The sequence below is a fragment of the Enterococcus sp. AZ194 genome (genome assembly GCF_051713825.1).
In the GTDB taxonomy this organism is placed as follows: Bacteria; Bacillota; Bacilli; order Lactobacillales; family Enterococcaceae; genus Enterococcus_K.
In genome coordinates this window covers 2,568,483-2,584,569 of the sequence record NZ_JBIOQR010000001.1, presented here as the reverse complement: position 1 = coordinate 2,584,569, position 16,087 = coordinate 2,568,483, and the positions used below count along the sequence as shown (strand labels likewise).

General features: G+C 38.8%; 15 protein-coding genes. All 15 read left to right on the top strand.

The genetic code is table 11. From position 1 onward, the window contains the following. Positions 1 to 48: 48 nt before the first annotated feature. The 15 genes from IGI37_RS12105 to IGI37_RS12035 all read left to right on the top strand — a co-directional run bounded on the left by IGI37_RS12105 (position 49) and on the right by IGI37_RS12035 (position 15,932). Positions 49 to 1,365 carry a DEAD/DEAH box helicase gene (locus tag IGI37_RS12105; RefSeq protein WP_438762240.1) on the top strand — a complete coding sequence of 439 codons (1,317 nt, stop codon included), beginning with the start codon at positions 49 to 51 and terminating at the stop codon, positions 1,363 to 1,365. Further along, on the top strand, positions 1,355 to 2,035 hold the full coding sequence (locus IGI37_RS12100; protein WP_438762239.1) for a ComF family protein: 681 nt from the start codon (positions 1,355 to 1,357) through the stop codon (positions 2,033 to 2,035). Before IGI37_RS12105 ends, IGI37_RS12100 begins: the two co-directional genes overlap by 11 nt. Before the next feature lie 144 nt (positions 2,036 to 2,179). Further along, positions 2,180 to 2,734, top strand: a complete 555-nt coding sequence (hpf, locus tag IGI37_RS12095; protein WP_438762238.1) for a ribosome hibernation-promoting factor, HPF/YfiA family — start codon at positions 2,180 to 2,182, stop codon at positions 2,732 to 2,734. Between the two features lie 267 nt (positions 2,735 to 3,001). Continuing rightward, positions 3,002 to 5,539 carry a preprotein translocase subunit SecA gene (gene secA, locus IGI37_RS12090; protein ID WP_438763645.1) on the top strand — a complete coding sequence of 846 codons (2,538 nt, stop codon included), beginning with the start codon at positions 3,002 to 3,004 and terminating at the stop codon, positions 5,537 to 5,539. A 104-nt stretch (positions 5,540 to 5,643) separates the two neighbouring features. Further along, positions 5,644 to 6,760, top strand: a protein-coding gene (gene prfB, locus IGI37_RS12085; protein WP_438762237.1) for a peptide chain release factor 2 whose coding sequence is annotated in 2 segments (ribosomal slippage) — positions 5,644 to 5,715 and positions 5,717 to 6,760 — 1,116 coding nt in all. Because the reading frame shifts where the segments join, the coding sequence is not laid out codon by codon here. 103 nt (positions 6,761 to 6,863) lie between these two features. Further along, the gene (gene ftsE, locus IGI37_RS12080) at positions 6,864 to 7,550 is read left to right on the top strand and encodes a cell division ATP-binding protein FtsE (protein WP_438762236.1); all 687 of its coding nucleotides are present in this window, start codon (positions 6,864 to 6,866) and stop codon (positions 7,548 to 7,550) included. Then, the gene (gene ftsX, locus IGI37_RS12075) at positions 7,543 to 8,427 is read left to right on the top strand and encodes a permease-like cell division protein FtsX (protein WP_438762235.1); all 885 of its coding nucleotides are present in this window, start codon (positions 7,543 to 7,545) and stop codon (positions 8,425 to 8,427) included. The genes ftsE and ftsX overlap by 8 nt, the downstream gene beginning before the upstream one ends. Before the next feature lie 106 nt (positions 8,428 to 8,533). Further along, on the top strand, positions 8,534 to 9,982 hold the full coding sequence (gene cls, locus IGI37_RS12070; protein ID WP_438762234.1) for a cardiolipin synthase: 1,449 nt from the start codon (positions 8,534 to 8,536) through the stop codon (positions 9,980 to 9,982). Positions 9,983 to 10,435: 453 nt separating this feature from the next. Next, positions 10,436 to 11,290 carry a phosphate ABC transporter substrate-binding protein PstS gene (locus tag IGI37_RS12065; RefSeq protein WP_438762233.1) on the top strand — a complete coding sequence of 285 codons (855 nt, stop codon included), beginning with the start codon at positions 10,436 to 10,438 and terminating at the stop codon, positions 11,288 to 11,290. Positions 11,291 to 11,423: 133 nt separating this feature from the next. After that, positions 11,424 to 12,344, top strand: coding sequence for a phosphate ABC transporter permease subunit PstC (gene pstC, locus IGI37_RS12060; RefSeq protein WP_438762232.1), 921 nt, complete (start codon positions 11,424 to 11,426; stop codon positions 12,342 to 12,344). After that, positions 12,344 to 13,228, top strand: coding sequence for a phosphate ABC transporter permease PstA (gene pstA / locus IGI37_RS12055; protein ID WP_438762231.1), 885 nt, complete (start codon positions 12,344 to 12,346; stop codon positions 13,226 to 13,228). The genes pstC and pstA overlap by 1 nt, the downstream gene beginning before the upstream one ends. Positions 13,229 to 13,240: 12 nt before the next feature. Further along, positions 13,241 to 14,047, top strand: coding sequence for a phosphate ABC transporter ATP-binding protein PstB (gene pstB, locus IGI37_RS12050; RefSeq protein ID WP_438762229.1), 807 nt, complete (start codon positions 13,241 to 13,243; stop codon positions 14,045 to 14,047). Positions 14,048 to 14,093: 46 nt separating this feature from the next. Next, entirely contained in the window at positions 14,094 to 14,852 is a 759-nt protein-coding gene (pstB, locus tag IGI37_RS12045) for a phosphate ABC transporter ATP-binding protein PstB (protein ID WP_438762227.1), read from the top strand. 10 nt (positions 14,853 to 14,862) lie between these two features. Next, a complete protein-coding gene (gene phoU / locus IGI37_RS12040; protein WP_438762225.1) occupies positions 14,863 to 15,534 on the top strand; it encodes a phosphate signaling complex protein PhoU in 672 nt (223 codons plus the stop codon). A 173-nt stretch (positions 15,535 to 15,707) separates the two neighbouring features. Continuing rightward, on the top strand, positions 15,708 to 15,932 hold the full coding sequence (locus IGI37_RS12035) for a hypothetical protein (RefSeq protein WP_438762223.1): 225 nt from the start codon (positions 15,708 to 15,710) through the stop codon (positions 15,930 to 15,932). The last annotated feature ends 155 nt before the right edge of the window (positions 15,933 to 16,087 follow it).

Below are 16,087 nucleotides of genomic sequence, written 5' to 3'. Positions count from 1 at the left end.
TCAAAAAAGAGACGCACATTTGCGTACTTTATTTTGAGGTGATTTTTTATGGAGGAGCTTTGGGGAAGAAGAGTCCTACTGACAAAACAGTTTTCAGCAGTATTAGATGCGTATCAAACATTTCCTGCCATGATAGACCAAGGTGCTTATATGCGTTGTACAAGGTGTAACACAGAGTTACTCAAAACGGCGATTTTATTGCCTTCTGGATTCTACTATTGTCCTTCTTGTATACAAATGGGGCGAATTGATAGTAGCCTACAGCTCATTCACCAGGCAGAGCCGGCCAATCAGACACGGGAAGTTTTTTTGGACTGGCAAGGAACACTGACTCCTGCACAAGAAGAAATTTCAATTGCTTTATGTCACAGTCTCGCTCAGAAAAAGCCTCATTTGATTCATGCCGTCACAGGTGCTGGCAAAACAGAAATTCTTTTTGAGGCGATTTATCGTGCACTAAAAAAGGGTGGGCGAGTCGCGCTTGCCTCTCCCAGAGTGGATGTTTGTTTGGAGCTCTATCCACGACTGCAAGAGGTCTTTCCTAAAGAAACGATTGCCTTATTGTATGGCGGCAACGAGCAAAAATATACCTATACCTCGTTAGTTATCTGCACAACACATCAGCTTTTGCACTTTTATCACGCGTTTGATTTTTTAATTGTTGATGAAGTCGATTCTTTTCCTTTTCAAGGAGATAAAAAGTTAGCCTATGCCGTATCACAAGCTACAAAAGAAGACTCATGTCTAACCTACTTGACAGCGACCCCTCCACAGGCACTTTTAAAGGAGATTCAAGCGTCATTTATCATCAGTCAATTACCGGCTCGCTTTCATCGACGTCCACTGCCTGAACCAGAGTTTATTTGGTGGAATCATTGGGCGGCTCATAGTAAAAAGGGCACACATCTAGGCAAGCTCTATCAACTCATCGACCAACTAAGCCAAAAGAATCATGTGCTGCTTTTCTGCCCAAGTATTCATCTGATGGACTGTCTATTTCAACATGTACAGAAACACTTTCCTGATTTACAGGTAGAAAAAGTCCATGCTGATGATGATCAAAGAAAAGAGAAAGTCACCAAGATGAGACAGCACCACTACCAGCTTTTTTTATGTACGACTATTTTAGAACGGGGCGTTACCTTTGAAAACGTCTCGGTCATCATATTAGGCGCCAATCATCCCGTCTTTACAAAAGCCACACTCGTTCAAATATCCGGTCGAGTGGATCGAAAAGGGGCGTATAATTTCGGCCGCGTCTGTTTTCTTTATGATGAGCAGACGGTCGCTATGAAACTTGCCTTAAAAGAAATTAAGCTAAATAATCAGCTAGCAAGAAAGAGAGGGCTAGTTGATGAACTGTAGTTATTGCAAAAAAAAGATTATTCGGACACTGACACTCCCAGAAATCTTAGGACTTGTGTCTATTCCAACGGTCGAGCTTTGTCCCATCTGTCATCAGTTATTTCACTTGATTGCACAAAATCTTGCTTGCCCAGGCTGTGGTCGAGAAAATGGTGGCTTTTTGTGTGAGGATTGTAAACAATGGCGACAAATATACCCACACTATCTTTTCCAAAACAAGGCACTCTACATGTATGATGCACCGTTTAAAGAATGGATTTCGAGCTATAAATTTTCGGGAGACTATCAACTTAGATATACGTTTGTCGCCTCGATAAAGCAGGCTCTAAAACCCTACAAAAACTATCTTATTTGTCCTTTGCCGCTATCAGAAGAACGGCAGAAGACAAGGGGATTCAATCAAGTGGAGGGGGTATTGAGCGCGGCTTCGGTTTCCTTTACTTCTTTATTACAACGAGTCGACTTACCTGCTCAGTCAGGGAAAGATAAACAAGCACGAATGAATATGGCACAACCTTATACCTTGGCAGTGGAAAAAACGCAAATTCAAAATCAGAAAATTTTGTTAGTGGATGATGTATATACCACGGGTAGAACCTTATTTCATGCAGCAGAAATCCTCTTATCAAAACAGCCAAAACGAGTAGAAACCTTGACCCTTGCACGATAGCACTCAGCTTTTTGGATTTTCTTTAGAAATGATAGCGATTTAATTTGCAAATAGACCAATTTCCGATATAATAAGAGTATAAAGAAGGACAAAAGAGTGGTCCTTATCCTTCTTTGGATGTGGTAGACGAAAGGGGTAATTTTTATGTTTAGATATAATGTCCGTGGAGAAAATATTGAAGTTACAGACGCTATTCGCGACTATGTAGAAAAGAAAGTCGGGAAATTAGAACGCTACTTTAGCGAAGCACCTGAAGCGACAGCTCACGTGAACTTAAAGGTTTACACTGAGAAAACAGCTAAAGTTGAAGTAACAATTCCACTTCCTTATCTTGTATTACGCGCAGAAGAAACTTCACCAGATCTATATGCAAGTATTGATTTGGTCGTAGATAAATTAGAGCGCCAAATCCGCAAATTCAAAACAAAAATTAACCGTAAGTCTCGTGAAACTGTAGCGAATCCTGCAGTAGCAGCTACTTTCTTCAATGAAAGTAACGGTGAAGACGAAAATGAATCAGAATTAGATATCGTTCGTACAAAACGTCTATCTTTAAAACCAATGGATAGCGAAGAAGCAGTTCTTCAAATGAATATGTTAGGTCATAACTTCTTCATTTTCGAAGATGCTGAAACAAACGGAACGAGCATTGTTTATCGTCGTAAAGATGGCAAATATGGATTAATCGAAACAGATTAATCACTTCTGACAAATGAGAACTGGGTCATAACTTCGGTTATGACTCAGTTTTTATTTGGTATAAAAATAAATTTCTGTTGTTTTATTGCTAAAAAAGCTATCTTTTTATATAAAAAAAGTACATAATAAACTAGAATGTGTCAAAGTTTGTGTGTAATTCTCACTAGGTTATTTCATTTGAGCGTAAGAAATGATAAAATATACGGGAGAATTTACACTTTGGTGTATTATAATAAAAGAAGTGATATAAAGGAGAAGAATAAACGAATGGCCAATCTTTTAAAAAGAATAATTGAAAATGACAATAAGGAATTAAAGAGGCTGGAAGGAATCGCGAAAAAAGTTGAAGCTCATGCGGATGCGATGGCTGCCTTAACTGATGAACAGTTAACAGCTAAAACCGAGGAATTCAAATCTCGTTATCAAGCTGGTGAAACGCTAGATCAACTGTTACCTGAAGCTTTTGCGGTTGTTCGTGAAGCAGCAAAACGTGTGTTGGGATTATATCCATACCGCGTTCAGTTAATGGGTGGGGTTGTCTTACATGATGGGAATATCCCTGAGATGAGAACTGGTGAAGGGAAAACCTTGACTGCGACAATGCCTGTATACTTGAATGCTATAACAGGAGAAGGGGTTCACGTAGTAACGGTTAATGAATACTTAGCGACCCGTGACTCAACAGAGATGGGAGAATTGTACAATTTCTTAGGATTATCTGTAGGATTGAACATCAACTCAAAATCTTCTGAAGAAAAACGTGCCGCTTATAACTGTGATATCACATACAGTACAAATAATGAACTTGGGTTTGACTACTTAAGAGATAACATGGTTGTTTATCGTAGCCAAATGGTTCAACGTCCACTAAACTATGCAATTGTCGATGAGGTTGACTCGATTCTGATTGATGAAGCAAGAACGCCATTGATTATTTCTGGTCAAGCGGAAAAATCAACTGCTCTATATACAAGAACAGATAATTTTGTAAAACGTCTGAAAGAAGAAGAAGACTACAAAATTGACATCCAATCAAAAACAATTAGCTTAACTGAAGCTGGGATAGAAAAAGCAGAAGAAACATTTACACTAGAAAACCTATATGATATCGAAAATACGGCTTTAACTCATCATATGGATCAAGCGCTTCGTGCTAACTATATTATGATCCGCGATATTGACTATGTGGTCCAAGAAGGCAAAGTATTAATCGTTGACCAATTTACAGGACGTATCATGGATGGTCGTCGTTATTCTGATGGCTTGCATCAAGCAATCGAAGCCAAAGAAAGTGTTGAAATCGAAGACGAAACAAAAACAATGGCTACTATCACATTCCAGAATTACTTCCGTATGTATAAAAAATTAGCTGGGATGACAGGGACTGCGAAAACAGAAGAAGAAGAATTCCGTGAAATCTACAATATTCAAGTTTTCCAAATCCCAACGAATAAACCAATCGTTCGTGATGACCGTGCTGATTTACTCTATCCAACATTACAAAGTAAATTCCATGCGGTTGTTCAAGATATCAAAGAACGCTATCGTAAAGGTCAACCTGTCCTTGTCGGAACCGTTGCGGTAGAAACATCTGAGCTATTATCAGATATGCTAAACAAAGAAAAAGTTCCACATGAAGTATTAAATGCGAAGAATCACTTTAAAGAAGCAGAAATCATCATGAATGCTGGTCAAAAAGGCGCCGTTACTATCGCGACCAACATGGCTGGACGGGGAACAGATATCAAACTAGGCTTAGGCGTTATTGAGCTTGGTGGTCTTGCAGTTATCGGAACAGAACGTCATGAATCTCGTCGTATTGATAATCAGTTACGAGGACGTGCTGGACGCCAAGGGGATCCTGGGGTTTCTCAATTCTATCTATCATTAGAGGATGATTTGATGAAACGTTTTGGTTCTGAACGAATCAAAGCTTTCTTGGATAGAATGAAAATTGATGAAGAAGATGCTGTTATCCAAAGTAAAATGTTAAGTAGACAAGTCGAATCTGCTCAAAAACGAGTAGAAGGAAACAACTACGATACACGTAAAAACGTCTTACAATACGATGATGTTATGCGTGAACAGCGTGAAGTTATCTACAAACAACGTTTATCTGTCATCATGGAAGAAGATAACTTAACTGAAGCATTGATGAATATGGTTAAACGGACGATTGACCGTGTTGTAGATGCGCATACTCAACTTGAAAAAGAAAACTGGAATCTTGAAGGAATTGTTGACTTTGCAGCTAGTGCATTGGTTCATGAAGACTCAATTGCTATCTCAGATTTAGAAAATAAATCTGCAGAAGAAATTAAAACTAGCCTATATGACCGTGCAAAAGAAGTCATGGAAGTCAAATCAGGTCACTTGAATGGTCCTGAACAATTACTAGAATTCCAAAAAGTCGTTATCTTGCGCGTTGTTGATACAAAATGGACAGATCATATTGATGCAATGGATCAACTTCGTCAATCAGTTGGTTTACGTGCTTATGGTCAAAACAATCCATTAGTTGAATACCAAACAGAAGGCTACAAGATGTTTGAAGATATGATAGGTGCGATTGAATATGAAGTGACTCGTCTCTTCATGAAAGCTGAAATTCGCCAAAATGTAGAACGCGAGCAAGTAGCTCGTGGAGAAGCAAACTATCAAGAAGAACCTGCCGATGCAGCAGCTCAAAGTAATACAAGTGACAAAAAGTCACCTGTTCAAGTGACTAAAGTTGGAAGAAATGATCCGTGTCCTTGTGGAAGCGGCAAAAAATTCAAAAACTGTCACGGCAAAAATGCTGGCTAGAGTGCTTGCTTAGTCCAAATGAAACGTAAACGCTGAGGCAAAATTCTTTTGAGTTTTGCCTCAGTTTCTTGTCACTTTAACCGATACAGAAAGAAGGAATAGAAATGGAAATTGCTGAAATTCGTAATTTGCTAGAATCTATGGAACAAAAAATCACAAGCTTTAGGGGGTCTCTTTGACTTAGATCAATTAGAAGAGGACATTGCAGAAGCCGAACACCAAATGGCCGAACCTGGCTTTTGGGATGATAGTGTACGTGCACAACAAATAATTAATGAAAACAATGCGAATAAAGAAACCTTTGACCAATTTAATCAATTGGCGGAGGAGCTAGATGAACTAACCGTCATGGCTGAGATGCAACAAGAAGACTTTGATGCAGATTTACAAACAGAGTTGGAAGCTCGAATGAAGGCGCTGGATGAAAAACTAGCTACGTATGAATTATCAATGCTTCTAGATGAACCTTATGACCGTAATCACGCGATTTTGGAATTACATCCTGGAGCAGGTGGGACAGAATCTCAGGATTGGGGCAGTATGCTTTTGCGAATGTATACAAGATGGGCGGAACAACACGGCTATCAAGTAGAAATGCTAGATTATCTGGCAGGAGACGAAGCAGGGATCAAGAGCGTTACTTTACTGATTAAAGGGCATAATGCGTATGGTTATCTAAAATCAGAAAAGGGCGTACACCGACTTGTTCGAATTTCACCTTTTGACTCAGCCAATCGTCGACATACCTCCTTTTGTTCGGTAGATGTCATGCCTGAGTTAGACGGAACGATTGAAGTAGATATTAACTCAGATGATTTAAAAATTGATACTTATCGTGCGAGCGGTGCAGGTGGACAGCATATCAATAAAACCGAATCGGCCGTTCGAATTACGCATATTCCAACGGGGACAGTGGTAGCCAGTCAAGCACAACGTTCACAGTTAAAAAATAGAGAACAAGCGATGGGCATGTTAAAGGCCAAATTGTATCAACTTGAGTTAGAGAAAAAAGAACAGGAAGCGGCTGCCTTAAAAGGGGAACAAATGGAAATCGGTTGGGGTTCACAAATCCGTTCGTACGTCTTCCACCCCTACTCTATGGTAAAAGATCATCGGACAGATTATGAAACAGGAAATGTACAAGCTGTTATGGATGGTGATTTAGATCATTTTATCGATGCTTATCTAAAAATGCGCTTAACAAAAAACGAGACACGTTAGAATTTAATCAAATGAAATATAATTGTAACCTCTTGAAAGATAGTTGCAATATTTACGTGTTATAATTACGTGTGATTGAATAAAAAGATATGGAGAGATAGCCATGATTGAAATGAAGGATGTAATGAAGAAGTACCCGAATGGGACAACTGCCATCCGAAATGTCTCGATCAACATTGATCAAGGTGAGTTCGTCTACGTTGTAGGTCCTTCTGGAGCTGGAAAATCAACGTTTATCAAATTAATGTATCGTGAAGAAAAAGCAACAAAAGGCGTTTTAAATGTTGCGGGGCACGATTTATTAAAAATTAAAAACCGCGAAGTTCCTTATTTGCGTCGTGATATTGGTATTGTCTTCCAGGATTACAAATTGTTACCTAAAAAAACAGTTTATGAGAATGTTGCCTACGCTATGCAAGTGGTCGGCAGGAAACCTCGCGAAATAAAAAAACGCGTTATGGAAGTTTTAGACCTTGTCGGCCTAAAACATAAAGTCCGCGTCTTTCCAAGTGAACTATCTGGTGGGGAGCAACAACGGGTATCAATCGCACGTTCTATCGTGAATACCCCGAAAGTTTTAATTGCTGATGAGCCAACTGGGAATCTCGATCCTGATAATTCATGGGAAATCATGAAATTATTAGACCGGATTAATGGACAAGGAACGACCGTTGTGATGGCGACGCATAATAGTAATATCGTGAATACCATTCGTCATCGCGTAATAGCCATTGAGAATGGTCGAATTATTCGAGATCAAGCGGAAGGGGAATACGGATACGATGATTAGAACGTTTTTCCGCCATCTATTAGAAAGTATCAAAAGTCTAAAGCGCAACGGCTGGATGACTGTTGCTTCAGTCAGTGCGGTCACAATTACATTAACTTTAGTAGGTATTTTCTTAGCGGTTATCATGAATGCAACTAAATTAGCAACAGACATTGAAAACAACGTAAATGTTTCTGTCTTTATCGATGTCGGTACCAAACAAGACGAAATCGATCAACTAAAATCAGAGCTACTTAAGTTGGATAATGTTGAGGATATCAAATTTTCAAGCAAAGACGCAGAGTTGAAAAAAATTCAGAGTGCCATGGGTGATGCTTGGAACCTGTTCGAAGGAGATAGCAACCCACTTTACGATACCTTTATCGTCAGCACAACGGACCCAGCACACACGAAGTCTGTATCAGCCAAAGCAGCAAAATTACCATCTGTCTACAAAGCCGATTATGGTGGTGATTCTTCTGATAAAATTATGAAAATTGCTAACTCTGTTCGAACATGGGGACTTGGCGCTGCTGCATTATTGATTTTTGTAGCGATGTTCTTAATCTCCAATACCATTCGAATTACCATTCTTTCACGTAAACGCGAGATTCAAATTATGCGTTTGGTGGGAGCAAAAAATGGCTATATTCGCTGGCCGTTCTTCTTAGAAGGAGGCTGGATTGGTTTAATTGGAGCAATTGTTCCAATTCTAATCCTAACATTTGGTTATCAAGCGGTTTATAGCTTAACAAATCCGATGTTACTGCGCTCTAATTATTCGTTACTAAAGCCAGATGACTTCATCTGGAAAATTGATTTACTTATAGTTGGAATTGGCGTAATCATTGGTTCATTAGGATCTGTCATTTCTATGCGTAGATTCCTTAAAATTTAGGTATACTCAAAAAGCGAGCAATTTTGCTCGCTTTTTCTTTACTTCTAATTTCAACTTGGGTATGCTTGTTAGTGGGTTTATTACATATTAAAAGGAGGTGGAGAATGTGCAGTTAATTACGAGCAATCTCTCATTGATTATCGTCCTAGCCAATATTTTACTTTCATTAGTCATTGTTTTTAGGGAACGAAGACAGACAGCTCAAACATGGGCCTGGTTGATGGTTCTAATGTTTATTCCCGTATTAGGCTTTATTCTCTATATCTTTTTTGGTCGTGGAATCTCAAAAGATAAAATTTTTGATTTGAAAATGCAGGCTAAACTAGGGATGAATATCGAGATTGAACAAGAAAAAAATGCTTTACGAAGAGGACTGTATCCGCATCCACCAACAGGGGAGGCAGATCCTAAACAATTAATTTATATGTTAACGATTTTTGAAAGTTCTTTGTATACAACAAAAAATCAAGTCAAATTGTATACAGATGGCCGAGAAAAGTTTGATGCACTTATAGAAGATATTAATCAAGCTAAGAATCATATTCATTTGCAATATTATATTTATCGTAGTGATAGCTTGGGAATTGAGGTGCGCGATGCTTTAATCAACGCTGCCAAACGGGGAGTGACGGTCCGAGTTCTATTAGATGCGTGGGGCTCTACGCAAGTCTCTATGAGCTTTTTCGACACATTAAAAGCCGCGGGGGGTGAAGTAGCTCTGTTCTTCCCTTTATTTGTTCCTTACTTGAATCCACGGATTAACTATCGAAACCATCGGAAAATTGTCGTGATTGACGGTGAGATTGGTTACACTGGAGGCTTTAATGTCGGCGTTGAATATCTTGGCCTTGTTGAACGGTTCGGCTACTGGAGAGACAATCATTTACGCATTCATGGTGAGGCTGTCTACGCCTTGCAAAACCGTTTTTTAATGGATTGGAACTCCCAGCATACAAAAGAAGTCAGCTATGAAAAAAGTTTCTTTCCAACAATTGTCTCAGATGGCGATAAGGCTATGCAGATTGTCACAAGTGGGCCTGACTCAGAGCATGAACAAATCAAAATGACTTACTTAAAAATGATTTCAACAGCAAAAAAAGAAATCTTGATTCAAACGCCTTACTATATTCCGGATGAATCTATCCACGAGGCTCTTAAGCTTGCTTTGTTATCTGGGGTTAAGGTACAGATTCAAATTCCTAACAAACCTGACCACATGCTAGTCTACTGGGCGACCTATTCATTTGCAGCAGAACTGATTGACTATGGGGCAATTATTGAAACCTATGAAAATGGTTTTATTCATGCCAAAACGATGATTGTTGACGGAGGAATCGTTTCTGTTGGCTCAGCAAACATCGATGTTCGCTCCTTTAGACTTGATTTTGAAGTGAATGCCTTAATCTATGACGAAACATTGGCAGAGGAGCTGCGTAAAGAATTTTATAATGATTCAAAGGTTTCTGCTTTATTAACTGCTGAGCGCTACGAAAAACGTGGCGTACTAATTAAAATTAAAGAAGGCCTCGCTCGATTGATTTCACCATTGTTATAATTTGAGAAAAGAATAGGCCCCAAATAAGAACACCGCTTAAATGACAGATGTGTAATCTGCATTTTGAGCGGCGTTTTTTTAACGTGTTTTGTGAAAAAAAGAAAGTGCATCATCATATAGACAATACACCTTCAAAAGGGATGATCATTTCAGCAAACATATGGGGAATGTCGAAGAAATGATGAAACCGTCCAGAAACTATTCTATTTCAATACTTTTGGGGAATCTATGATTTTGGGGAAATCAATAGATAAGTAGCGAGTAGAACGTTCTTTTATAGAGACGCATTTCAAGAATAGTATAGCACATAGTTAAGATTCGAGATAGTATTTGTGTCAAAAAAAATAAGTTTTTTTCAGTTTATTTGTTATTCATAACTGTTGAGAGATTTTCAATCTGCCGATAACGTGTTAAACTATAGTTGTTTTTATCTTTCTAAAGAGGAGTTTACACATGAAAAAAAACGGAATCATTCTTGCCCTATTTGGCTCATTAATTTTACTAACAGGATGTGCAAAATGGATTGATCGCGGAGAGTCAATCACCGCGGTTGGTTCGTCTGCGCTTCAACCTTTAGTTGAAACAGTCGCTGAAGACTATCAGACCAATCATCCTGGAAGATTCATTAATGTCCAAGGTGGAGGTAGTGGTACAGGACTTAGCCAGGTTCAATCTGGTGCTGTTGAAATTGGTAATTCCGATCTATTTGCTGAAGAAAAATCAGGAATTGATGCCACCAAGCTTGTAGATCACAAAGTGGCAGTTGTCGGAATTGCCCCCATCGTCAATAAAAACATTGGCATAAAAAACATTTCCATGGAGAATTTACGCAAAGTCTTTCTTGGTGAAATTACAAACTGGAAAGAGCTTGGCGGAACAGATGAAGAGATTGTCATTTTAAACCGAGCAGCCGGTAGTGGGACTCGTAGTACCTTTGAAAAATGGGTTCTAAATGGAGAAACGGCGGTCAAATCTCAAGAACAAGACTCAAGTGGCATGGTTCGGCAAATTGTAGCAGATACCCCAGGAGCAATTAGTTACACGGCTTTTTCTTATATCACAAATGAAGTTGCAACTCTAACAGTGGATAATGTTGCCCCAACGGATGAAAATGTTACCACCAATGATTGGCAAATTTGGGCTTATGAACATATGTATACAAAAGGGAAGCCAACCGATCTAACTAAAGAGTTCCTAGACTATGTTCTTTCAGATGAGATTCAAGAAAAAATCGTTGGTGAACTTGGATATATTCCCGTTTCTAAAATGACCGTGGAACGAGATTGGCAAGGAAAACTAATCAATTAACCAGTCTTTACACAAAATTTACAATCTACACAAAACCTTTACATGAAGTTAAAACCAAATTGATGTTCTAACAGTAAACTAAAAAGCGTATGCAACTAGACTTTATAGTTGCACGTTTAGAGGAGGAACAAACTTGGAAGATGTAAAAAAAGTGTTACTAACCAAATCAAAACGGGCGAGAATGGAACAACGAGGAAAGCTTCTGAGTTTTCTATGTATCGCTTTGATCGTCCTAGTCGTCATTTCAATATTCTTTTTTGTCGCAAGCAAAGGATTAGCTACATTTTTTGTGGATAAAATCAATGTTTTCGATTTTCTATTCGGCTCTGATTGGAATCCTAGTCAATTAGGTCCAGAAGGCAAGCCCATGGTAGGTGCATTGCCGATGATTGCCGGTTCATTTATCGTGACGTTTCTGTCAGCAATCGTCGCAACACCATTTGCTATTGGTGCAGCAGTCTTTATGACAGAGATTTCGCCAAAAAAAGGCACCAAAATTTTACAACCAGTTATTGAATTACTGGTCGGTATTCCATCAGTTGTTTATGGTTTCATTGGGTTATCAGTTATTGTACCAGCTGTGCGCTCTGTCTTTGGTGGCACTGGATTTGGGATTTTAGCTGGAACGTTTGTCCTATTTATCATGATTTTACCGACTGTTACAACGATGACCGTCGACGCGCTTAAATCTGTGCCCAGACATTATCGTGAGGCCTCTCTTGCCTTAGGGGCAACACGCTGGCAAACGATTTACAAAGTGGTGCTAAGAGCCGCTATCCCAGGTATTTTGACAGCCGTTGTCTTTGGTATGGCTCGCGCGTTTGGTGAAGCTTTAGCAATTCAAATGGTCATTGGGAATGCTGCCTTAATGCCTTCTAGTTTAACAACACCGGCCTCAACCTTAACTTCTATTTTAACGATGGGGATTGGGAATACGATTATGGGGACAGTCGAAAATAATGTCTTATGGTCACTTGCATTGATCCTATTATTAATGTCACTGTTCTTCAACATTGTGATTCGTTTGATTGGGAAGAAAGGGGCGCTTAAATAATGAATGCAAAAAAATCAGATAAAATTGCTACAGGTGTCCTGTACACCGTCTCAGGAATTATCGTCTTAATTTTAGCGGCCTTACTTCTTTATATCTTAGTACGAGGTGTGCCACATATTTCTTGGGCCTTCTTAACAGAACCTTCAAAAGCTTACCAAGTGGGTGGAGGAATTGGGATCCAACTATTTAACTCATTATATCTACTATTTATTACCATGCTTATTAGTCTGCCGATTTCATTAGGAGCAGGAATTTACTTATCTGAGTATGCTCCTAAGAACTGGGTGACTGATATCATCCGTACATCGATTGAAATATTGAGCTCTTTGCCTTCTGTTGTTGTTGGTTTGTTCGGCTTCTTAATTTTCGTTATTCAATTTGAATATGGTTTTTCTATCATCTCAGGTGCGTTGGCTCTAACACTATTCAACTTGCCTCTTTTGACAAGAAATGTCGAAGAATCTTTACGAGCAGTTCACTATACACAGCGCGAAGCAGGGTTAGCTCTTGGACTTTCTCGTTGGGAGACTGTCACCAAAGTGGTGGTTCCAGAAGCTCTGCCCGGAATTTTAACGGGGATTATCTTAAGTTCTGGTAGAATTTTCGGTGAAGCTGCGGCCCTTATTTATACAGCAGGTCAAAGCGCACCAGCACTAGATTTCACGAACTGGAATCCATTAAGTATTTCCAGCCCGATTAGTATTTTTCGACAAGCAGAAACCTTGGCTGTTCACATTTGGAAAGTCAACACTGAGGGAACGATGCCTGATGGTGCAGCCGTTTCAGCTGGAGCCTCAGCTGTCTTGATTATCGCCGTACTGCTCTTCAATTTCGGCGCTCGAGCACTCGGAAAACGACTACACAAAAAGATGACTTCAGCTTAAGGAGACGATTAGATGAAAGAATACGACTTAAATGATACCAATATCATTTCCGTACCAGATAAACAAAATATTGCCCTTCACACCAACGATTTACATGTTTGGTATGGTGAAAATGAAGCCATCAAGGGTGTCGGTCTGGAATTTGAAAAAAATAAAATCACCTCTCTAATTGGCCCATCAGGCTGTGGGAAATCCACTTACCTGCGCTCACTTAATCGAATGAACGATGGGATCGCTAACACCAAAGTGACTGGCGAAATCATGTACAAGGACGTCAATATAAATTCTAAAGAGGTTGATGTCTACGAAATGAGAAAACGCGTTGGAATGGTGTTCCAACGACCGAATCCATTTAGTAAATCTATTTATGAGAATATTACGTTTGCACTCAAACAGCATGGAGAAAAAGATAAGAAAAAGCTAGATGAGATTGTGGAAACCAGTCTCAAACAAGCTGCTTTGTGGGATCAAGTCAAAGATACTTTAGATAAAAGTGCCTTAGCTTTATCTGGTGGGCAACAGCAACGCCTTTGTATCGCTCGAGCCATCGCTATGAAGCCAGATATTTTATTACTAGATGAACCTGCTAGTGCCTTAGATCCTATTTCGACGGGAACGGTAGAAGAGACCTTAGTTAATTTGAAAGAACATTATACGATTATTATCGTGACGCACAACATGCAACAAGCAGCGCGTATCAGTGACTACACAGCATTTTTTTATTTAGGAAAAGTTATCGAATACGATGAGACTAGAAAAATCTTTACTCGTCCAAAAGTCCAAGCAACAGAAGATTATGTTTCTGGACATTTTGGTTAAGCTTTTGCTTTGAGAACACAGGAATGCTAAAATGGAGGTTCGAGAGATGATAAACGAAATCATCGTATCTAAAGACTTACATCTTTATTATGGAAAAAAAGAAGCATTAAAAGGAATTGATATGCAGATTGAAAAAGGCCAAATCACTGCTATGATTGGCCCATCTGGTTGTGGGAAATCAACCTATCTGCGCTCACTAAACCGCATGAATGATCTAATCCCTGATGTGACAATTACTGGAAGTGTGATGTATAAAGGTCGTGATATCTACAGTCCTAAAACGGATACTGTGGACTTACGAAAAGAAATTGGCATGGTGTTTCAACAGCCGAATCCATTCCCTTTCTCCATTTATGAAAATGTCATTTATGGTCTGAAACTAAAAGGAGAAAAAGACAAACAAGTGCTCGATCGGGTCGTCGAAGAAAGTCTAAAAGCCGCTTCTGTCTGGGAAGATGTCAAGGATAAACTACACAAGAGTGCTCTTTCTCTTTCTGGTGGGCAACAACAACGTGTCTGTATCGCGCGTGTGCTAGCTGTCAGTCCAGAAATCATCTTATTGGATGAGCCAACTAGTGCACTTGACCCAATTTCAACAGGGAAAATTGAAAACATGCTGCTTGAGCTTCGTGAACAGTACACCATGATTATGGTGACTCATAACATGTCTCAGGCTTCACGGATTTCTGATAAAACGGCTTTCTTTTTAGATGGTCATTTAATAGAATACAATGATACAAAAAAAATCTTTTTACAACCGGAGAAAAAAGAAACGGAAGATTATATTTCTGGTAAATTTGGATAGGAGGAGAAATATGTTACGTACACAATTTGAAGAAGAACTTTTGAACCTTCACAATCAGTTTTATGAAATGGGTATGATGGTTAGTAGCGCCGTCCACAAATCGGTTCGTTCATACATCAAACACGATAAAGCCTTGGCTAAAGAAGTAATTGAAAATGATGTGGCTATAAACGACATGGAAGTGCGTTTAGAGAAAAAGAGCTTCGAGATGATTGCTTTGCAACAACCTGTAACAACAGACTTGCGGATGATTATTACCGTGATGAAAGCAAGCTCTGACTTAGAAAGAATGGCCGACCATGCTGTGTCTGTCGCTAAGTCAACGATTCGCGTTAAGGGAGAAACACGGATTCCTGAAATTGAAAAAGAAATTTCTGATATGTCTGATTATGTAAAAAAAATGGTGGATAACGTTTTGGTGGCTTATGTCAAAACGGATGAAAAAGATGCCCGAACGATTGCTAACATGGATCAACGGGTCAATGAATATTTCACTCAAATTTATAATCGCTCAATTAAAAAGATGGAAAATCATCCTGAAACAGTCGTTAGTGGGACAGATTACTTGCATGTAGCGACGTACTTAGAAAGAATTGCTGACTATGTGACGAATATTTGCGAATGGATTGTTTATCTAGCGACAGGTAAAATCACAGAGTTAAACACAAACCACGACGAATAAACCACGATAGTTTTCATTTAACATTTGTAATAGGAAGAGACTTGCTTTAGCAATTAACCAAATTGTGGAAAGGTAAGTCTCTTCTTGTATAAAAAATCACCATAAGAAGGTCTGATAAATGAGCGGTGGGATTTATCTCAAAATTGATAGTTTAGAGAGAAGGTTAAAAATAAATGGATAATTACTCTGGATATTATATTGTACCTAATTTTGGCAACGGTATATTTAGTGAAACGGTTAATGGAAAGAAAAAGATTTCAATAAGTTTAGCTGAGAAGAAATTAGCAGAGGTTCAATTCATTGACAAGCAGTACACTTTCAATTTTGATTTAGATTCATTTGAAATTTTGCTTAATCAGATGCAGAGGTTATATGATTCAATGAATATTGAAAAATAATTACCAAAATCGATGAATTTATTTGTCCTTTCATAAAAAAAAGACACTTTCACCTTGAGACAGAGAAAAAGTTACAACTAAAGTCCTATGACATTTATCAAAAAAAAGGGCATAATAAGCATGTAAGGAAAACCTTGCAAAATAAATTTGCTCAA